The organism is Nocardioides sp. GXQ0305 (genome assembly GCF_050880345.1).
Classification (GTDB): domain Bacteria; phylum Actinomycetota; class Actinomycetes; order Propionibacteriales; family Nocardioidaceae; genus Nocardioides.
The window spans coordinates 502847-522145 of sequence record NZ_JBNYXG010000002.1; the positions used below are offsets into that span (position 1 = coordinate 502847).

15 protein-coding genes are annotated in these 19299 nt (G+C 73.6%); 5 read left to right on the forward strand and 10 right to left on the reverse strand.

Annotated features, from left to right (window positions below):
• Window positions 1-52: 52 nt before the first annotated feature.
• Window positions 53-349, forward strand: coding sequence for a DUF2530 domain-containing protein (locus ACQ1X7_RS07340; protein WP_432477511.1), 297 nt, complete (start codon window positions 53-55; stop codon window positions 347-349).
• A gap of 13 nt (window positions 350-362) precedes the next feature.
• Here the strand turns inward: ACQ1X7_RS07340 and ACQ1X7_RS07345 are convergent, their stop codons facing one another.
• A complete protein-coding gene (locus ACQ1X7_RS07345; RefSeq protein WP_432477512.1) occupies window positions 363-1151 on the reverse strand; it encodes a DUF3027 domain-containing protein in 789 nt (262 codons plus the stop codon).
• Between the two features lie 116 nt (window positions 1152-1267).
• Here ACQ1X7_RS07345 and ACQ1X7_RS07350 point away from each other — a divergent pair, with 116 nt between their 5' ends.
• Entirely contained in the window at window positions 1268-2737 is a 1470-nt protein-coding gene (locus ACQ1X7_RS07350) for an MFS transporter (protein WP_432477513.1), read from the forward strand.
• Between the two features lie 10 nt (window positions 2738-2747).
• Here the strand turns inward: ACQ1X7_RS07350 and ACQ1X7_RS07355 are convergent, their stop codons facing one another.
• Together ACQ1X7_RS07355 and ACQ1X7_RS07360 are read right to left on the reverse strand one after the other, a co-directional pair.
• Entirely contained in the window at window positions 2748-3143 is a 396-nt protein-coding gene (locus ACQ1X7_RS07355; protein ID WP_432477514.1) for a cold-shock protein, read from the reverse strand.
• Between the two features lie 89 nt (window positions 3144-3232).
• Window positions 3233-3862, reverse strand: a complete 630-nt coding sequence (locus ACQ1X7_RS07360; RefSeq protein ID WP_432477515.1) for an HAD family hydrolase — start codon at window positions 3860-3862, stop codon at window positions 3233-3235.
• 115 nt (window positions 3863-3977) lie between these two features.
• Here ACQ1X7_RS07360 and ACQ1X7_RS07365 point away from each other — a divergent pair, with 115 nt between their 5' ends.
• Complete coding sequence (locus ACQ1X7_RS07365) at window positions 3978-6095, forward strand: S8 family serine peptidase (protein ID WP_432477516.1); 2118 nt, start codon at window positions 3978-3980, stop codon at window positions 6093-6095.
• Window positions 6096-6214: 119 nt separating this feature from the next.
• On the opposite strand, the gene ACQ1X7_RS07370 is transcribed toward ACQ1X7_RS07365, so the two are convergent.
• Window positions 6215-7840 (reverse strand): AMP-binding protein, encoded by a 1626-nt coding sequence (locus ACQ1X7_RS07370; protein WP_432477517.1) that lies wholly within the window; start codon window positions 7838-7840, stop codon window positions 6215-6217.
• Window positions 7841-7955: 115 nt separating this feature from the next.
• A complete protein-coding gene (locus tag ACQ1X7_RS07375) occupies window positions 7956-10217 on the reverse strand; it encodes an immune inhibitor A domain-containing protein (RefSeq protein WP_432477518.1) in 2262 nt (753 codons plus the stop codon).
• Between the two features lie 351 nt (window positions 10218-10568).
• Here ACQ1X7_RS07375 and ACQ1X7_RS07380 point away from each other — a divergent pair, with 351 nt between their 5' ends.
• On the forward strand, window positions 10569-11363 hold the full coding sequence (locus tag ACQ1X7_RS07380; RefSeq protein ID WP_432477519.1) for an inositol monophosphatase family protein: 795 nt from the start codon (window positions 10569-10571) through the stop codon (window positions 11361-11363).
• A gap of 32 nt (window positions 11364-11395) precedes the next feature.
• Here the strand turns inward: ACQ1X7_RS07380 and ACQ1X7_RS07385 are convergent, their stop codons facing one another.
• The 5 genes from ACQ1X7_RS07385 to ACQ1X7_RS07405 form a co-directional block, all read right to left on the reverse strand.
• On the reverse strand, window positions 11396-12769 hold the full coding sequence (locus ACQ1X7_RS07385; protein WP_432477520.1) for an MFS transporter: 1374 nt from the start codon (window positions 12767-12769) through the stop codon (window positions 11396-11398).
• A gap of 31 nt (window positions 12770-12800) precedes the next feature.
• Complete coding sequence (locus ACQ1X7_RS07390; protein WP_432477521.1) at window positions 12801-13568, reverse strand: 3-hydroxybutyrate dehydrogenase; 768 nt, start codon at window positions 13566-13568, stop codon at window positions 12801-12803.
• 162 nt (window positions 13569-13730) lie between these two features.
• On the reverse strand, window positions 13731-15497 hold the full coding sequence (locus ACQ1X7_RS07395) for a helix-turn-helix domain-containing protein (protein WP_432477522.1): 1767 nt from the start codon (window positions 15495-15497) through the stop codon (window positions 13731-13733).
• 53 nt (window positions 15498-15550) lie between these two features.
• A complete protein-coding gene (locus ACQ1X7_RS07400) occupies window positions 15551-16510 on the reverse strand; it encodes a hypothetical protein (protein ID WP_432477523.1) in 960 nt (319 codons plus the stop codon).
• Window positions 16507-17262, reverse strand: a complete 756-nt coding sequence (locus ACQ1X7_RS07405) for a PP2C family protein-serine/threonine phosphatase (protein WP_432477524.1) — start codon at window positions 17260-17262, stop codon at window positions 16507-16509. Before ACQ1X7_RS07405 ends, ACQ1X7_RS07400 begins: the two co-directional genes overlap by 4 nt.
• Before the next feature lie 65 nt (window positions 17263-17327).
• Between ACQ1X7_RS07405 and ACQ1X7_RS07410 the strand changes: the two genes are divergently transcribed.
• Window positions 17328-19299: helicase-associated domain-containing protein (locus ACQ1X7_RS07410; protein ID WP_432477525.1), on the forward strand; the 1972-nt coding region annotated here is incomplete at its 3' end.

Sequence of the window (19299 nt, forward strand, 5' to 3'; positions counted from 1 at the left end):
TTTCAGAGCGTGGCCGGGGACCGCGGGGTGGCGCGCCGGATATCGTGGGGGCGTGGACCTGCGCGACGACCAGCCGATGAAGCACGAGATCGGCAACCGCACCTACGTCGTCGCCGACGTCGAGCCGCTCGACGTCGACGGGGTGCGCACCGTCGAGGTGGGCTCGGCGTTGTGGCTGCTCGGCTTCCTGGCGCTGCTGCCCTTCTACGGGCGGCTGGAGGACGACGGCCGCCTGTGGTGGCTGTGGACCTGCCTGGCCGGCTTCGGTCTCGGCCTGCTCGGGCTCGAGTACTGCCGCCGTCGCCGCCGGCAACGTGCCGAGCTGGCTTCCGCCGCGCAGGACGACTGACGCGGACCCCGCCTCAGAGCGACTCGAGCTCGTCGACGGCGAAGGTGTCGAAGACCGGAGGTGGCAGCGGTTGCGGCTCGTGCTTCTTGGCGAGCTGCACCTCGGAGTGGGCGCCACAGCCGTGGTCGAGCGAGACCACCTTGCCGTCGTCGTTGGCGTTGCCGTTGGCGCAGACGCCGAACATCGTGGACATCGGGCCGGCCAGCCGGACCAGGAAGCCGCAGGTCGCGCACACGTCGGGGGCCGACCGCGCCAGCGGCGCCTCGGGGCCGCCGTCGCCGTCGTACCAGCGCTCCGCGGCGACGTCGCGTCCCTCCACGGAGAGCGTGCGGACCCGGCCGAGCCCGAGCTCGCGCGCGACGTCGCGTACCTGCGCCTTGTCGTCGGAGTCGAGGGGGTCGTCGCCGAAGGAGAACGTGGGCACCAGCCGCGGGTCCCCGTCGGCCACCGGCAGCAGGTCGCCGGGTGAGAGGTCACCGGGCTGCACGCGCTCCTTGTAGGGCACCCAGGCCGGCGCCACGATCGCGTCGTCGCCGGGCACCAGCACCACCTCGTCGACGGTCACCTGGCGCTGGCGGCTCGCCCGCGCCACCGTGACCGCCCAGCGCCAGCCCGCGTAGCCGCGGCGGGTGCAGTCGAACAGGTGGGTCACCAGACGGTCGCCCTCGACGAGGTGGCCGAGGTGGTCGCCCACGTCGTCGGTCCCGACGTCGGCGACGAGCGCGGCACGCGCGGCGTCGACCGCCTCGACGGTGGCGGCGTCGGCCTTGGCGCGCAGGGTGGTCGTCACGGGCGGAATCATGACAAATCCGGGGGCCCGCTGTCAGGTCGGGCTGCCGCGGACCGGACGACGGGGGTCGTTCGTGCCTGGCCGTCCCGGTGCGGGCCCGGGTGCACGGGCTCGGGCAGGATGGGTGCATGACCGAGCAGCCTCCGCGCGCCGAGGAGCCCGCCGTCGGCGAGCAGCCTGCGGGTGCCGAGGAGCCGGCCGCCGGGGGGCAGGGGCGGCGCGACGTCGGCCAGGGGTTCCGCACCGGGGCGCGGGCCGTGGGCCGGGGTGCCGCCGGCGCAGCGCGGGCCACCGGACGCTTCGGCGCCTACGCCGGACGGCAGGCCACCCGCGCCGCTCGGGCCGAGGGTGCCGGCGAGTCCGGCCTCTCCCGGCTGATCGGCCTGCACGCGTGCAACGCCGCAGGCGACACCGCGGTCGCCATCTCGCTGGCGGGCACGCTGTTCTTCCAGGTCCCGACCGGCGAGGCCCGCAGCCAGGTGGCGCTCTTCCTCGGGCTGACGATGCTCCCGTTCGCGATCGTGGCGCCGCTCATCGGCCCGTTCCTCGACCGCTTCAGCCACGGGCGGCGGTGGGCGATCGGCGCCACGATGTCGCTCCGCGCGTTCCTGTGCTGGGTGCTCGGCACGGCGGTGATCACCGACTCGCAGTGGCTGTTCCCGGCCGCGCTCGGAGTCCTCGTGTCGTCGAAGGCGTACGCCGTCACCCGCGCCGCCGCCGTACCCCGGCTGACGCCCGACCACCTGCCACTGGTGAAGGCCAACGCCCGCACCGGTCTCGCGGGAGTCATCGGCGCGGCCGCCTGCGCGCCGATCGCGGGCGGGCTGTCGGCGCTCGCCGGCCCGGAGTGGTCGCTGCGCTTCGGGTTCCTGGTCTTCGTGGTGGCGACGATCCTGGCGATCCGGCTGCCCGAGAAGGTCGACTCGAGCGTCGGCGAGGGCACCCTCACGCTGCTCCCGCGTCGCGGCGACCAGGGCGCCGACGGGCGGCCCCGCCGGCCCCGGATGCGGATCCCCGGGCCGGTCGCGTTCGCGCTCCGCGCCAACTGCGGCCCCCGTTGGCTCTCGGGCTTCCTCACCATGTTCATGGCGTTCCTGCTGCGCGAGAACCCGATCGGTGACTGGAGTCCCGAGCTGCTGCTGGCCCTGGTCATCGGAGGGGCCGGGCTGGGCAACACCCTCGGCATCGCCCTCGCGTCGGTCCTCAAGCGGGTCAACCCGTCGACCACGGTGGTGCTGGCCCTGGCTGCGGACGCCGTCATGGCAGCCGTGGCCGCCCTGTTCTACGGCGTGGTGCCGCTGGTGCTGCTCGGGCTCACCGCCGGGCTCGCCCAGTCCCTGGCCAAGCTCTCCCTGGACTCCACGATCCAGCGCGACGTCCACGAGCGGATGCAGTCGAGCGCCTTCGCCCGCAGCGACACCACCTTGCAGCTGGCCTGGGTGATCGGCGGGTTCATCGGCATCGCCATCCCCCTCGTCCCCCAGCTCGGGCTCGGTGCCGCGTGCGCCGTCCTGGTGGTGTGGGGGGCGTTCGTGCTCGCGACCCGTCCCGGCGGACCGAGGGCCGCGCAGACCCCGACTCCCGCCGGTCCCGCCTGACCCGGAACGGTCAGAGCTCGAGCTCGTCGGCGAGCGCGCGCAGCAGCTTGGCCGTGGGGCGCGCGGTCTTCGCCTCGGGGTGGCGGCCGTGGCGGTAGGCCTCGCCGACGCCGTCGAGCAGCCGGATCGTGTCCTCCACGATCGGGACCATCTCCTCGGGCTTCTTGCGCTTCTGGTGGGCCTGGTTGCGCTGCACCGACTGCGGCGCGTCGAGCAGCCGCACCTGGAGCGCCTGGTCGCCGCGACGGCCCTGCGCGATGCCGAACTCGACGCGCGCGCCGTTGCGCAGCGTCGTCACGCCCTCGGGCAACGCGTCGGCATGGACGTAGACGTCCGGCCCGCCCTCCTGGGACAGGAAACCGAACCCCTTCGCCGGGTCGAACCACTTCACCTTGCCGGTCGGCACCGTCTGCGCCCCTCCACCTTCGTCGTGCGGCACCTCGCCGCACCGGCGAACCAGCCTATGTCCCGCCGCGGAGTGCGGCCAACCGGGTTCTAGACGGGACCTCCTGCGCCCGCGAGGTGGTCGGCGTACCAGCGCGGGAACCGGGTGAGGTCGTCGAGGACGACGTCGGTCCCGGCGTCGAGCAGCTCCTCACGCGTCGAGCCCCCGGTGAGGACCGACACGCTGAGGATCCCCGCTGCGTGGGCGCCCTCGACGTCGTGGACGTGGTCCCCGACGTAGATCGAGCAGCCCTCGCGCCGGAGCACGTCGCCCTTGCCCACGCCCCACACCTCGCCGGCGAGGTGGTCGTGGTCGAGCCCGAGGTGGGCCAGGTGGAGCTGTGCGTTCGGCGTGAACTTGCCGGTCACCACGACCACGCGACCGCCTGCCCTGCGCACGGCGGCGATGGCGTCCACCGCCCCGGGCAGGGCCGGGACCGTGGTGATGGCGTGGTCCGGGTAGATGACGCGGAAGCGATCGACCGCCGGCCCGATCCGCTCGGGCTCGAGGTGCGGCACCAGCATCTGGTCCAGCGGCGGCCCCAGCCGGGTGACCATCTCGGCGACCGGGAACGCCACCCCCAGCTCGTCGCCGAGCGCCTCGAGGACCGCGCCGAAGCCAGGCGCGGTGTCGATCAGGGTGAGGTCGAGGTCGAAGCCGACACCGGGCGCCTGGGTCACCCCGCCAATGTAGGCGGGCCGCCCAGGCCTGTGGATCTCGGCCCGTTCACGTGCGAACCCTTGACACGTGGGGGGACACTGTTCGCTTCGACTACGTCTGGGGCAGGTGGTGACCGTGGTACGTCGAGCCCGCGTCTCGGGCCGCGCCGTGATCGGCGCCGCCCTGCTCGGACTCGCCGTCGGCACCCTCGCCCCGGCCAGCGCCGTCGACGCCCGCGCCGCGGCCGCGACCCGGCTCTACGTCGTGACCTTCGACGACGCCGGCACCGCGAGCGACGGCGGCCCGGCCGACGTCGCGCGCCATCGGAGAGCCCTGCGGCGCGAGCAGGACGAGGCCCTGGCCGGCGTGGGGGCCGGGGTCCCGACCTATCGCTGGACCACCGCACTCAGCGGCGTCGCCGTCGACCTGACCGCCTCCCAGGCCGCCGAGCTGCAGGCCCGGCCCGAGGTGACCCAGGTCGAGGCCAACACGGTGCGACCGCTGGCGGCGCGTCCCCGCGCGACACCGGGCGCGGTGGTGCCGGGCGGCCAGGGTGGCCGCGGCGTCGTGGTCGGCGTCGTCGACTCCGGGGTGTGGCCGGAGAGCCCGCTCTTCGCCGCGGCCCCCGGCACCGGGCGCCGTACGGGCGGCTTCCGCGCGGCGTGCGTGCCCGGTGAGGGCTGGGACGCCGACACCTGCAACGCGAAGCTGGTGGGCGCGCGGTGGTTCGTCGAAGGCTTCGGCCGTGACCGGCTGTCGGCCGCCGAGGCGCTGTCGGCCCGCGACGTCCGCGGCCACGGCACCCAGGTCGCCTCGATCGCCGTCGGCAACGCCGGGGTGTCGACCGGGGTCGCCGGGCTCCCGGGTCGCTACGCCGGGGCCGCGCCCGACGCCAGGCTGGCCGTCTACAAGGCCTGCTGGACCGCCCCCGACCCCGCCGACGACGGCTGTGCCACCGCCGACCTCGTCACCGCGATCGACCAGGCCGTCGGCGACGGCGTCGACGTGCTCAACCTGTCGGTCCGTGGTGCCCCCGAGACCGGCGGCGTCGAGCGGGCGCTGCTCGGTGCGGCCGAGGCCGGTGTCGTCGTGGTGGCGGCCGCCGGCAACGACGCCTCGGCGTACGCCGCCCCCTCGGAGCCGTGGGTGACCACGGTCGGCGCGCTCGCCGGCACCGGCGGCGCCGGCAGCGTGGCGCTGCCCGACGGTCTGCGCCTCCGAGGCGCGATGACGGTCCGTCGCGAGGTCCGTGGGCCGGTGGTCCTCGGTGCGGACGTGCCCGCCCCCGGCTGGACGGAGGACCAGGCCCGGGCGTGTGAGCCCGGCAGCCTCGACGCCGCCCGCACTGCCGACGCGATCGTGCTGTGCGAACGGGGCGACAACGGCCGGCTGGAGAAGTCCGCGGCCGTGGCCCGCGCCGACGGGGTGGGCATGATCCTGGTCAACGTCGCGCGCGGCACCGTCGCCCACGACCTGCACGCCGTGCCGACGGTGCACCTCGGCCGCGAGGCCGGCCGGACGATCGCCCGGTGGGCGGCCGACCACCCCGACGCCGACGTCCGGCTGTCGCCGGCCGCCTCGCGTCTCGGGCCGCTGCGGGTGCCCGGCTGGTCGGCGGTGGGCGACCCCGCGGGCAGCTTCGTGAAGCCGGACCTCGTCGTCCCCGCCACCGGGATCCTCGCGGCGACCCCGCCCCGCGCCGTCGGCGGCGGCCGCTGGAGCACGCTCGACGGCACGTCGGCCGCGGCGGCCCGGACCGCAGGTGACGCCGCCGTCCTGCTGGCGCGCCACGACTGGCCGGCCGACGCCGTCCGCTCCGTGCTCGCGACCAGCGCTGCGCCGGTGCGCGGAGGAGCGCTCCGCACGGGCTCGGGCCGCTCCCGGGTCGACGAGGCGCTCCGGACCCGGCTGGCCCTGGTGACCGGGCCCGGCGACTACCGCGACTGGCTGCAGGGAGACCGCAGCGACCTCAACACCCCGTCCGTCCTGATCCGCGGCGAACGCACCAGCGCCACGCGCACCGTCACCAACCTCGGGAGCCGCGCCCGCTACTGGTCGGTCCGGGTCAGTGGCTTCGAGCGCCACGACGTCCGGGTGACGCCGGTCGCGCTTCGGCTGGACCCCGGCGAGACGGCGGAGCTCACCGTCACCGTGGGACGCGGTCCGCTCGCGGGCGGGATCGACGACGGCGCGGTGACCTGGCGGAGCCCCGCCGGCGTACGGACCCGGATCCCGGTCGTCATCGCGCGCTGAAACGACGTTGCACGCCGGCGCGCACGTCACGGGGTTTCGACACGCTCGGTCGCGGCTTCGTCCCTCAGCCGCGCTCGCTGCTCAACCACCATCGATCGCATCCGCTGACGCGGATGCGATCAGCCCAGGCCGAGGTCGGCGGTGGACTTCTCGCGCATCTCCACCTTGCGGACCTTTCCGGTCACGGTCATGGGGAAGTCGTCGACGACCATGACGTAGCGCGGGATCTTGTAGTGCGAGAGCTTTCCGGTCGCGAACGCGCGCACCGCGTCCGCGTCCAGCGGCTCGGCCCCCGACCGCATCCGGATCCAGGCGCACAGCTCCTCGCCGTACTTCTCGTCGGGGACGCCGACGACCTGGACGTCCTCGACGTCGGGGTGGGTGTAGAGGAAGTCCTCGATCTCGCGGGGGTAGATGTTCTCGCCGCCGCGGATCACCATGTCCTTGATCCGGCCGGAGATGACGCAGTAGCCGTCGTCGCGCATCTCGGCGAGGTCGCCGGTGTGCATCCAGCCGTCGGCGTCGATCGCCTCCGCGGTCTTGTCGGGCTCCTCCCAGTACCCGAGCATCACCGAGTAGCCCCGCGTGCAGAACTCGCCCGTCTCCCCGCGGGGGACGGTCTCGCCCGTGGCGGGGTCGACCACCTTGATCTCGACGTGCGGGTGCACCCTGCCGATGGTCGCCGTCCGTCGGTCCAGGTCGTCGTCGGCGCGGGTCTGCGTCGACACCGGGCTGGTCTCGGTCATGCCGTAGCAGATCGACACCTCCGCCGTGTGCATGTCCTCGATGCAGCGCCTCATCACCTCGACGGGGCACACCGAGCCGGCCATCACGCCGGTCCGCAGCGTGTCCACCATGGAGAGGGGAAACTCGTCGGAGCCGAGGAGGCCCTGCATGGCGATGAACATCGTGGGCACGCCGTACACACCGGTGCAGCGCTCCTCGGCGATGGCGCGGAGCGTGGCCTCGGGGTCGAAGGCGGGCGCCGGGATCACCATGGTGGCGCCGTGGGTCGTGCAGCCGAGGTTGCCCATGACCATGCCGAAGCAGTGGTAGAAGGGCACCGGGATGCAGAGACGGTCCTGCTCGGTGAAGTTGATCAGCTCGGTCGTGAAGAAGCCGTTGTTGAGGATGTTGCGGTGGCTGAGCGTCGCGCCCTTCGGCCGTCCGGTCGTGCCCGAGGTGTACTGGATGTTGATCGGGTCGTCGGGGTCGAGGCTGTCGTCCAGCAGCTCGAGCAGCGTGACCCCGGGGTCGTGCACGTTGTGGTCGGCCCACTCCGGCGACCCCAGGTAGACGACCCTTTCGAGGCCGGGGCAGTCGCCGCGCACCTCCTCGACCATCGCCCGGTAGTCGCTGTTCTTGAAGTCGGGCGCCGAGATCAGCAGCTTCGTGCCGGACTGCTGCAGGGCGTAGGCCAGCTCGTGGGTGCGGTAGGCGGGGTTGACGTTGACCAGGATCGCGCCGATCTTGGCGGTCGCGAACTGCGTGAGCGTCCACTCCGCGCAGTTGGGCGACCAGATGCCGACCCGGTCGCCCTTGCCGATGCCGGCCCGCACCAGGCCGATCGCCAGCGCGTCGACGTCGCGGTCGAGCTCGGCCCAGGTCCACCGCCGTCCGGTCGACACCTCGACCAGGGCCTCGCGGTCCGGGTGGCGAGCCACCGTCGCCTCGAAGTTGGCCCCGATCGTCTCCTCCAGGAGCGCGGGGGTCGTCTCACCACGTGCGGTCGAGGGCTCGGGCATGGGCCGAACCTACGCGAGCGGTCGGCCGCCCGTAAGGGCCTGTGCCCTCGACGACGCCGGCCCCCGGGAGACCGAGGTCTCCCGGGGGCCGGCGGTGTCGCGGTTTACGGATGCGTCAGCGGGACGTCCCGACCTCGACGGTCATCACGCCCTTCTTGTTCACCTTGGCCACCCGGATGGTGGTCCCGGACTTGGGCACGTCGACGCTGAACCAGCCGGGCTGGTAGTGGCCCGGGTGCTGCTCGGTGCTCGACGCGTGCTCGTCGCCGGCGTACCACCAGTCCTCGGTGTCGTCGAAGAGCCGCTGACCCGCGTGACGCGACAGCGTGTACTTCTCGCCGAGGAAGTGGAGGGTGACCGGCTGTGTCCGGGTGAGACCGAACGCCGCGTCGTGCGCCGAGATGCGCGGCCGCAGCAGCGAGCCGTCGGGCGCGTGGTCGAACTCCGGGTTGGCGTCGACCGGCAGCAGCTCACCGTGGCCGGGGTGCTCGCCGACGTTGTTGTCGAAGTACGAGCTGTCCCAGTAGGTGATCAGCGCACCCGGTGAGTACTGGAAGTAGTCGACCCAGTTGGGACGCTTCTCGTAGCCCGCGAAGTTGTAGAGGTGCTTGAGCGTCCGGTCCCCGCCGACGTACTGCCGGTTGTCGACGAAGTAGGCGTTCGTGTGCATCGAGACGTCCGTACCGGTGGTGGTCCGGAAGCCGTCGAGGACCCAGCCCTCGTTGGCCTCGGCGGTGCCGATCGGGGTGCCGTCGATCGCGACGTTGTCGACCCGGAAGCCGGACTCGACCGCCGCGCCGTCGGTCTTGTAGACGAACCGGACGTGGGTGGCGTCGTCGGGCACCGTGGCCGTCATCTCGGTCCAGCCGTTGGTCGTCCCGGTCATGCCGGTGTCGGTGTCGTTGAACCCGCTCTGGTCGTGCTCGGCCGGGTCCTCGTGGTCCTCCAGCTTGTCCGAGAGGTTGGTCTCGAGCTTGTCCCAGCTCTCGCCGTCGTCGCTGGAGCTCTCGAGGAACGCGTAGTCCCAGTCCTGCTCGATCTCGTAGTTGACGACCGCGGTGAGCGGCCCGCCGCCCTCGACCTCACGGGTCATGGTGTTCTCCAGGTCGTTGCCCTGGTCGCTGTAGAAGTACCGCGAACCGCACTCGCCGCACGGCGCACCGACCTCGGTGGTGACCTCCTTGTCGGGCAGCAGCACGACCGCACCGTCGTTCACCGCCGAGGAGTCCGAGGACTGGTTGGGACGGATCTTGTGGGTCGCGGACCTGCCGGCCCGGGTGACCTTGTAGTCCAGCCAGCCGAGCGAGAACTTGTCCCATGCGCCGAACGGCATCGGCCGGTCACCGATGCCATCGTCGCTGGGCAGGGTGCCGCGCGACTGCGCCATCAGCGACCAGAACCCGACGCTGTTCTCGGCACCGCCGTCGTTGCCGGAGGTGTCGTAGAGGTCGGGCAGGCCCAGGTCGTGGGCGAACTCGTGGGCGAACACGCTCAGGCCGCCGTTCTCGGGCTGCACCGTGTAGTCGTTGACCCAGACGCCGGTCGGGTTGTCCGGGACGTTCACGATGCCGCCGCCGGACGGACCGCCCTCACCGACGTTCACGCCGCCGATGTCGGCGCCGCCCTCGGGGCCGGTGCCCGGAGGCTGCACCTGTGCGTGGCCCTTGTGGGCCCAGATCGCGTCCTCGCCGTAGACCGGGTCGCCGTCGGACTCGTCGCCGCCGGCGTGCACGATCTGGAAGTGGTCGATGAAGCCGTCCGGCTCCTTGAAGTCGCCGTCCTCGTCGAAGTCGTAGCGGTCGACCTCGTCGAAGGTCTCGAGGTAGTCGGTGACCTGCTGCATCGTCCAGCCGTCGCCGCCCTCGCTGGCGGGAGCCATCTTCGCCTCGACCCAGTAGGCCAGGGCGTCGCGCACCAGGAAGGGGGTGTTGGCCTCGTTCCGGCCGTACCGAGCCTGGTTGAACGGGACCTTCACCCACTCGGTGACGTCACCGCCGAAGGTGAACTTCCCGTGGGACTCGCGCTCGTAGAACTTGCGCATCCGGTCGAAGTACATGTTCTCGTAGTGGTCGACGTCGTAGTCGGCCTGCCACAGGGTGGAGTTGTCCTTCGACCGGTCGGGCTTCGGGATGTCGTTGTGGACGGGCCCGTCGAACGTCGTCGCGTTGCTGTCGCCGTCCGGGACGGCGGGGTGCTCGACGTCGCCGAACTCGGCGAGGACCACGAAGATCTTCTCCTGGCCGGTGGTCGCCACCCGGCCGTAGGTGTTCTTCGAGATCCGCTCGGCGGCACCGGTGCCGCCGGTGCGCAGTCGCTGCTCGAGCGCCTCGAGACGCTCGGCCTCGTACTTCTTGGCCCACGCGGGCGTGTTGATCACGTGGCCACGGGTTGCCTGGTCGCGTGCGCTGTCTGCGGACGGGCCGGGGGTTGCCCCGACCTGGCCGGCGGTGAGGGGCAGCACGGCTGCCCCGAGGAGTGAGGCTGTCGCGATCGCGACCACCCTGTTGGTTCCCAAGAGATTTCCTCCCATGTCCTCTCGACGGTCCCAGTGACGCCGAGCGCGACTCGGCGTCCCGCCGGAGCGGGAGGTGGCCCGAGCCAAGGAGCAGAGGATCCCGGCGAGGGCCCCCAAGGGAAGGGCGGCGCGGCATCGTTACCTGTTCGTTATTACCGGACCCGCCTACCGCGGCGTCCCCTGTAAGAGCACGGGGTCAGTAGCGTGGGGACCGTGCTGGACACCCACACCGTGCTCGACCTGGTGAAGGAGGTGGCGGAGAAGGTCGTCAACCCCCGCTTCCGCGACCTCTCCCGGGCCCAGGTCGACGAGAAGGGCCCCGGCGACCTGGTGACGGTCGCCGACCGTGAGTCGGAGAAGCTCCTGACCCGGTTCCTCCGTGCCGCCTACCCCGACGCGGTCGTGCTGGGCGAGGAGGCGTACGCGTCACGGCCGGAGGTGATGGCGCAGTTCCACGCGGCGGACCACGCCTTCACCGTCGACCCGGTCGACGGGACCAAGAACTTCGTCAACGGCTCCCCCGACCACGCCGTGATGGTCGCGGAGGTCCGCGACGGCGAGAGCGTCCGTGCCTGGATCTGGCAGCCCCAGCACGAACGGGCGTACGTCGCCGAGCGCGGCGCGGGCGCGTGGTGCAACGGGGAGCGGCTCACCCGGTCGACGCCTCCGGACGACCCCGCCTCGTGGCGCGGGGTCACCTCACGCTGGCGCTGGCTGGGTCGCACGCTCGGCGAGCTGAGTCCGCTGAAGCTGAGCTGGGTCTGCTGCGGCGTCGACTACCCCCACCTGATCGAGGGGGACGCCGACTTCCTGCTCTACGGCCGCCGCGCCAACCCGTGGGACCACGCCCCGGGGTCGCTGCTGCTCACCGAGTCCGGCGGCTACGCCGGCACCCACGACGGGCGTCGCTACCGGCCCGGCGACCCGCTCGACGTCGACGGTCGCCCGGCCGGCGTGCTGGCGGCGGCCGACCGGGCGACGTACGAGCGGGTGGTGGGGCTGCTCTGAGAGACGCCCGGAGCGCTGCCCACCCGCGATGATCAGACGTGGGCGTCCCGGACCACCCGGTCGTGGCGCAGCGAGGAGGCCTTGGTCTCCTTGGCGGCGAGCGTCGCGATGACCGAGATCGCACCCGCGACCGCGACGTAGATGCCCACCGCGGTCGTGTTGGACTCCTCGACCGTGCCGAGCAGCTTCACCGCGATGAACGGCGCCAGGCCGCCGGCCACGATCGAGGCCAGCTGGTAGCCGACGGAGGCGCCGGTGTAGCGGACCGACGTGCCGAACAGCTCGGAGAAGAACGCCGCCTGCGGGGCGTACATGAGGGCGTGCAGCAGGAGCCCGACCACGACCGCGAGCAGGATCTTGCTCTCCTCCCTGGTGGCCACCAGGTTGAAGAACGGGAAGGTCCACACGGCGACGCCCACGGCTCCCGCGAGGTAGAGCGGCCGGCGGCCGATCCGGTCGGAGAGGGCGCCGATCAGCGGGATGACCACGAAGTGGACGGCGGAGCCGATCAGCAGCGCCTGCAGGATCAGGCCCTTGTCGTCCTCGGTGCCGGCGTAGGTGGTGATGAAGGTGATCGAGATGACGGTGAAGATGTAGTAGGAGATGTTCTCCGCCATCCGCATGCCCATCGCGATGAAGACCTCCTTGGGGTAGGTCCTCACCACCTCGACCAGCGGCATGTGCGACTGCGCCTCCTTCTTCCCCGCGATCTCGGCCTTCGCCTCCTGGTAGACCGGCGACTCCTCCAGCTGCAGCCGGACGTAGAGGCCGATCAGGACCAGCACGGCCGAGAGGAGGAACGGGATCCGCCAGCCCCAGGCCTCGAACGCGGCGTCGCTCTGGAAGGCGGCGAGCACGAACAGGACTCCGGTGGCGAGCAGGTTGCCCAGCGGGACGCCGGCCTGCGGCCACGAGGTCCAGTAGCCGCGGCGCTGCTCGTCGCCGTGCTCGGCGGCCATCAGCACCGCGCCACCCCACTCACCGCCGACGGCGAAGCCCTGGAGCAGCCGGCACACGATCAGCAGGATCGGAGCCAGCACGCCGACCGTCGCGTACGTCGGCAGCAGCCCGATCGCGAACGTCGCGATCCCCATCGTCATCAGGGAGACGACGAGCATCTTCTTGCGGCCGACGCGGTCACCGAAGTGGCCGAACACGATGCCGCCGAGCGGGCGCGCGGCGAAGCCCACCGCGTAGGTCGCGAACGCGAGCAGGGTGGCGTTGACGGGGTCGGACTCCGGGAAGAAGAGGGTGCCGAACACCAGCGCCGCCGCCGACCCGTAGAGGAAGAAGTCGTACCACTCCACGGCGGTGCCGATGAGGCTGGCGAAGACGACCTTGACGATCGAGCTCTGCTCCGCCGAGCTCCCTGTGCGGGGTGTCGGTGCGGATGACTGCGTAGTCATGCTGGTGATCCTTTCGAGTGTTCCCAGGGGGTCAGGCGGCGGTCCAGCCACCGTCGAGCAGGAAGGAGGAGCCAGTGATCGACGCCGACGCCGGGCCGCACAGGAGGCCGACCATCTCGGCCACCTCGGCCGGCTCGACGAGCCGCTTGAGCGCGGTGCGCGCCAGCAGCACGTCGTCGATGACCTCCTCCTCGTCGATGCCGTGGGCCTTGGCCTGGTCGGCGATCTGGCCCTCCACCAGGGGGGTGCGGACGTAGCCGGGGCACACGGTGTTCGACGTGACGCCCTTCTCGGCGCCCTCGAGGGCGATCACCTTCGAGAGCCCCTCGAGGCCGTGCTTGGCGCTGACGTACGCCGACTTGTACGCCGACGCGCGGTGGCCGTGCACGCTCGAGACGTGGACGATGCGGCCCCAACCGCGGCCGTACATGCCGGGCAGCACCTGTCGGGTCAGCAGGAACGGCGCGTGCAGCATCACCCGGTGGATCAGGTCGAACCGGTCGGGGTCGAAGTCCTCGACCGCTGCGACGTGCTGGAGCCCGGCGCAGTTGACCAGCACGTCGACGTCGAGCGAGAGGTCCCCCACGGCCCCGGGGTCGGCCAGGTCCACGGTCCGGTGGGAGCCGCCCACGTCGGCGGCGACCTTCGCTGCGGACTCGTCGTCGCGGTCGAGGACCAGCACGTCGGCCCCCTGCCCGGCCAGGTGCCGGGCGACGGCCGCGCCGATGCCGCTGGCGCCACCGGTCACGGCGGCTGCGCGGCCGCCGAGGCTGGCAGGGGTGACCGGCGTCTCAGGCATGCCCCCGACGCTAGGGGGCACGAGTCCGCCAGCCATGTGCGTCCGCCACACAGATGTGGCCAAGAGATGTGTCGGAGCGACAGGACCCGGCGGGTACTCCAGTGACAGTTGGCCCCTCACAGCGGCGTGTCGAGGACCATTCGTCACTGGAGTACCCCGGATTCAGCGCTGCAGCCGGTGCACGCGGAGGGCCAGCTGCAGGTCGAGCGCGCGGGCGGGCTCGCGCCAGTCGTCGCCGAGCAGGCCCGCGACCCGGTCGAGGCGCTGGGAGACCGTGTTGGGGTGGACGTGCAACGCGGCGCCGGTCTCCTTGAGCCGACCGCCGCACCCGAACCACGCCTCCAGCGTCTCGACCAGGCTGGTGCCGCGCTGGGCGTCGTAGCGCAGCAGCGGTCCGAGCATGGTCTCGAGGAACGCCCGCAGCTCCTCGGGGCCGTTCTCCCCCAGCAGCAGGCGGGTCAGGCCGAGGCCGGCCGGGTCGCTGACCTCGCCCTGCCGGCCGAGGGTCACCAGGGTGTCGAGGCAGCGGCGCGCCTCGGCGTACGCCTCGGGCAGCCGGTCGGGGTCGGCGGTGCTGACGCCGACCGTCGCCCGCCCGCCGGCGCCGGCCACCGCGTCGGCGAGCTGCCGACCGACCGCGAGCGGGTCGTCGGCGGGCACCAGCAGCACCAGTCGCCCGAGGTGGTCGCCGGCGAGCCCGCCCTGCTCGGCTGCGGCCCGCGCCAGCTGGCGGCGGGCGGCGAACCGCTCCAGGCCGCCGATGGTGGCCACCGCGATCGCGAGCGGCGGGTCCAGCCCGACCTGCCGGCGCCGGGCCCGCTCACGCAGCGCCGGGAGCGCCTCCTCGCGGGCGTCGAGCAGGTCGCCGAGGAGCTCGCCGCCGAGCCGGTCCTCGGTCTCGGCGACCGTCCGCGCGAGCAGCACCACCAGCGCCGTCATCACCGCGCCGCGCTCGAGGGTACGGCGCTCGGGCAGCCCGAGCTCGGCGCCGCCGGTGTCGAGCACCAGGGTCGCGACGTGCTCCGCGCCGGCCTGGGCCACCGCGACGTAGCGCCCGTCGTGGCGGACCGCGCGCCCCGACGTGACGGCCTCGTCCACCGCGCCGACCCAGTCGCCGGACGCGGGGTCGCCGGCCAGCAGCTCGCCGTCCGGCGCGTGCACCGCGACCGCTCCGCCCAGCACCTCCGCCAGCACGCCCGCCACCTCGTCGATGCCGCCGCCGCGGACGAGGAGGTCGGTGAGCCGGTCGTGGGCCAGCGCCGCGCTCTCGACCGCTGCCGTGTGCTCGGTCATCGTCCGGTGGGCCGCATCGAGGTCGGCGAACAGCCGGGCGTTCTCGAGCGCCACCGACGCGTGGGCCGCGAACGACGTCAGCAGGGTCACCTCGTGCGCCGGGAAGGGCCGGACCGCCCGGTGGACCGCGAGCAGCGCGCCGATCACCCGCCCGTCGACGGTGAGCGGGACGCCCAGGATGGCCCGGATCTTCTCCCCGGCCACCGCGTCGTCGATGTAGCCGCGGTGCAGGAACCGCTCGTCGGACTGGTAGTCCTCGGTGAAGTACGGCTCGCCCGTCTGCGCCACCAGCCCGAGCAGCCCGGTGCCGAGCGGCAGCCGCAGCGACCGGAACTCGGGGGTGAGCGCCCCGTCGGTGACCTTCATGTACGACGCCCCGTCGGCCTCGTCGTTCAGCGACAGGTAGGTCATGTCGGCGGCGAGCAGCTGCCGGGCGCGGCGCACGATCGCGGCGAGGATGGTGTCGACGTCGCGGATCGCGGTCAGGTCGGACGCGGTCTCGTAGAGCGCCCGCATCTCGGTCTCGCGGGCCTGGCGGGTCGCGATCAGCTCGCGCAGCCGCAACGCGACGTCGTACTGCCGGCGCAGGTCGGCGAGCTCCGCCTCCGACAGCCCGGCCTCCTCGGCGTCACGCACGACGCGGTCGAAGGCGGCCCGCGGCGCCTGGTCGTAGAGCAGGTCCAGGAAGCTCAGGGCCCGACCACCTCGATGGTGATCCCGTCGCCCAGGTCGATCACGGCTCCCGGGAGCAGCGGGACGGCGACCCCCGCCGGCAGCTCCTCGGGCGGCATCCCGGGCTGGACGACGACGCTGCCGTTGGTCGACCCCAGGTCGGTGGCGACCACTCCCTCGGCGTCGGGCCCGGGTGCGGGCCGGATCTCCAGGTGGGTGGAGGAGATCTCCCGCGACGGGCTGGGCAGCGACACCAGGCGCGGATCGGCCGACTCCGAGCGCGCCGGATCCGGGGCGCGGCCGAGCACGACGGGGCGGTCCACCTCGACGGTCTCGCCGTGCGAGAGGAACAGCCGCGCGGCCGTCGAAGTCTCCGGCTGCTCGGGGACGAGCTGCGTCTCGACCTCCTCCGGCCCGGGCTCCGGCTCGGGCTCGGGCTCGGGTTCGGGCTCCGGCTCCGGCTCGGGCTCGGGTTCGGGCTCGGGTTCCGGCTCCGGCTCCGCTTCCGGCTCCGGCTCGGGCTCGGGCGCGGCGACCGCGTGCTCGACGACCCGGGCAGCGCGCGCGATCCCGTCGCGAAGCGCCAGCGGCACCTCGCCGGGGTCGGCCTCGTCCGCCTCGCCGTCGACCTCGACGCGCAGCCCGTCGACGTGGCGCACCTCGCGCTCCACCCAGGTCGCGGCCGTCGCGCCCGCGACGCGGACCTCACCGTCGGGCGTCGCAAGCACGGCGGTGACACCGCCGCGGATCACCACCCGGGCCTCGCCGGCACGGTTGCTCACCAGCGCGAAGCCCGAGAGGTCCCGCAGCCCGTCGGCGATCAGGGCGTCGAGCACCTCGTCGAACCCAGCCCCTTCGTCGACCAGCGCCCAGACCGCCGGCACCCGGCGCTTCTCCTCGGGGGGCAGCAGCACCACGGCGCCGGAACCGAGGACGGCGTACCAGGAGCCGGGGACGACGGTACGGGCCGGCGTCACCGGACCCCTCCCACGACGTCCACGACGACCGCGGTCGCGTTGTCGCGGCCACCGGCCTCGAGCGCCTCGTCGACCAGCCGCGCGGCCGCCTCCTCCGGGTCGTCGAGGTCGCGCAGCACCGCGGCGATGGTGGCGTCGTCGATCATCCCGTTGATGCCGTCGGTGCACAGGAGCAGGCGTGGCGCGTCCACGAGGGGGACGACGAACAGGTCGGGCCGCGGCGTGCCGGGTGCACCCAGCGCACGCGTCACGACGTGCCGTTCGGGGTGGTACGCCGCCTCCGCCCGCGTGATCTGGCCCGCGTCGATGTAGTGCTGCACCAGGCTGTGGTCGACGCTGACCTGCTCGAGCATCCCGTGCGCCAGCCGGTAGCAGCGCGAGTCGCCCAGGTTGGCGACCAGCCACGCGGGGCCGTCCTCGGTCTCCACCAGCACGGCGGCCACGGCGGTGGTGCCGGGACTGCTGCGGAGGCCCTCGGCACGCCGTTCGGCGGCATAGTCGGCGATCCGCTGCTGGGCCCGGTCCAGCGCCTCGACGACGGCCTCGTCGGCACGCCCGTGCTCGTAGCCGTCGTCGGCCAGCCGGCGCAGCTCCTCGACCGCGGTCCGGCTCGCCATGTCACCGCTGTCGTGGCCGCCCATGCCGTCGGCGACGGCGAACACCGGCGGAGCGGCGAGCAGGTCGTCCTCGTTGACCTCGCGGACCCGACCGACGTCGGTCCGGACGCCGTAGCGCAGCTCCACCTGCTCCATCACACCTCCCGGGTGGGCCGAGCGTACGGCGTCCGGGCGCCGGACGGGCGGGTAGCGTTGAGGGGATGTCGGGAGCGAGTGCTAACGGCGAGGGCCACCGCTCCCTCGCCGACCAGCTGCGCGGGTGGTCGGACGACCGGCTCACCCGGCTGCTGCGCGAGCGCCCGGACCTCGCCACCCCCGCGCCGCAGGACTCCGGCCAGCTGGCCTCGCGGGCGGCGACGCGAGCGTCGCTGGCGCGGGCGCTGGACCGGCTGAGCCACCTCGAGCTGGCCGTCCTCGACGCCGTCTGCGTCGTCGGCCCGGTCAGCGAGGAGCAGCTGCTGCCGCTCGTCGACGCCGACCCCGCGGACACCTCGGCAGCGGTGGACCGCCTGGCCGACCTGGCGCTCGTGTGGCACGCCCGCGGCGGGCTGCGCGCACTCACCGGCGTCGCCGCCCTGGCCCCCGGCACCCCCGGCGCCAGCGGGATCCGGCCCCGGTCCGAGCCACCGCTGGAACCCGCCCGGGTGACCGCGCTGCTCGGCGACCTGAGCGAGCCGGCGCGGCGGATGCTCGACCACGTCGACGCCCACGGCGGGCAGGCCACGACCGGCGCCGCCCGCCGTCACGTCACCCCGGACGAGGCCGCCTCCCCGGCGGAGGAGCTGTTGGCGCGGCGGCTGCTGGTCCCTCGCGACGACGGACTGGTGACCCTCCCGGGCGAGGTCGCGCTGGCGCTGCGCGGCGGTCGTACGACGCGCGAGCCGGTCGGCGACGTACCGCCGCTCGCGACCACGCCCCGCGAGGCCTCGCTCGTCGACCGGGCGGCCGCGGGGGCGGCGTCGGAGGCGGTCCACCGGGTGGAGCTGCTGCTCGACCACTGGGGCGTGGAGCCGCCCGCCGAGCTGCGGTCGGGCGGGCTCGCGGTCCGGGACCTCAAGGCGGCCGCGGCACTGCTGCACGCCACCGAACGGGTGACGGCGCTCCTGGTCGAGGTGGCGGCGGAGGCGGGACTGCTCGCCACCCGCGCCGACGCGGCCGGCGACCAGGTGCGGGTGCCGACCGACGCCTACGACGCGTGGCTGGCCGCCGACCCGGCGCGACGCTGGCTGGCGCTCGCCTCGGCGTGGCTCCGGACGGTCCGCGACCCCGCGCTGGTCGGCACCCGCGACGCGGCCGGCAAGGGCCGCAACGCGCTCGCGCCCGACCTCACCAGCCCGACCGTGGCCGAGTCGCGACGGATGGCGCTGGCCGCGATGGCCGGGCTGCCCGCGGGGGAGGTGCTCGCGAGCGGCACCGGGGTGCCCTCGCTCGTGGCCCGGGTCGCGTGGCAGCGCCCGCGCCGGCCGGCGTCCCGGGCCACGGAGGTCGCCGCAGCCGTGGAGGAGTCAGCGGTGCTCGGGGTCACGGGGCTCGGAGGCCTCGCGGCCCACGGCCGGGAGCTCCTCGACGGTGGTGACGACACGGCCGCCTCCGTCCTGGAGTCGCTGCTGCCGCCCCCCGTCTCGCAGGTGGTGCTCCAGGCCGACCTGACCGCCGTCGCGCCCGGCCCCCTGGAGTCCACCGTCGGCCGCCGCCTGCACCTGCTCGCCGACGTGGAGTCGCGCGGGGGTGCGACCGTCTACCGGTTCACCCCCCGCTCGGTGCGACGCGCGCTCGACCAGGGCTGGTCGGCGCACGAGGTCCACGTGTTCCTCGACGCGGTGGCGGCGACCGAGGTGCCGCAGCCACTGCGCTACCTCGTGGACGACGCAGCACGCACCTTCGGGAGCGTCCGCGCCGGCCACGCCGAGTCCTTCCTACGCGCCGACGACGAGACGGTGCTGACCGAGCTGCTGCACCACCCGAAGGCGGACGCGCTGCACCTGCGCCGGCTGGCTCCGACCGTGGTGATCAGCGACCTGCCGCTCGACGTGCTGCTCCCGCGACTGCGGGAGCTCGGGGCGGCCCCCGTCGTGGAGGCTGCCGACGGCACCGTCCACGTCGCCCGTCCGGACCAGCTGCGGGCCCGGACGCCGCGCGGACGTCGCGGCGGCGGTGCCGTCGAGGCCCGGG

Bases quoted from the DNA above. Each gene is read 5' to 3' on its own strand.
- ACQ1X7_RS07345 (WP_432477512.1), bottom strand. From the start codon at position 1,151: ATGATTCCGCCCGTGACGACCACCCTGCGCGCCAAGGCCGACGCCGCC.
- ACQ1X7_RS07350 (WP_432477513.1), top strand. From the start codon at position 1,268: ATGACCGAGCAGCCTCCGCGCGCCGAGGAGCCCGCCGTCGGCGAGCAG.
- ACQ1X7_RS07370 (WP_432477517.1), bottom strand. From the start codon at position 7,840: ATGCCCGAGCCCTCGACCGCACGTGGTGAGACGACCCCCGCGCTCCTG.
- ACQ1X7_RS07385 (WP_432477520.1), bottom strand. From the start codon at position 12,769: ATGACTACGCAGTCATCCGCACCGACACCCCGCACAGGGAGCTCGGCG.
- ACQ1X7_RS07390 (WP_432477521.1), bottom strand. From the start codon at position 13,568: ATGCCTGAGACGCCGGTCACCCCTGCCAGCCTCGGCGGCCGCGCAGCC.
- ACQ1X7_RS07405 (WP_432477524.1), bottom strand. From the start codon at position 17,262: ATGGAGCAGGTGGAGCTGCGCTACGGCGTCCGGACCGACGTCGGTCGG.